The following is a 241-nucleotide window of genomic DNA, read 5'->3' as shown; positions in this document are numbered from 1 at the left end:
CCCCCGCGCGACGGTACGCCGAACCCCTCCCCGAAGCCCGCGTCGTTGTCCCGGACGGTGGGCACTTCATCGGCTGGGCGACCATGTACTGGCCGGTCGCCGCGCCCGACCGGATGATGATGATCGGCACCGCGTTCCAGACGATCGGACAGGGCTGGCCCAGCGTGGTCGGCGCCGCCCTCGCCCGTCGTGACGCGACCATCGTGCACACCTCCGGCGACGGCGGTGGGCCCATGGCGAT

1 protein-coding gene is annotated in these 241 nt (G+C 72.6%); it reads left to right on the top strand.

All coding sequences use genetic code 11. From position 1 onward, the window contains the following. A partial coding sequence (locus tag KVS71_RS18420) for a thiamine pyrophosphate-dependent enzyme (RefSeq protein ID WP_254635917.1) occupies positions 1-241 on the top strand: 241 nt, incomplete at both ends.

It is taken from the genome of Microbacterium sp. GbtcB4 (genome assembly GCF_019091465.1).
GTDB lineage: Bacteria > Actinomycetota > Actinomycetes > Actinomycetales > Microbacteriaceae > Microbacterium > Microbacterium paraoxydans.
This window is presented reverse-complemented; position numbering and strand designations above follow the sequence as displayed.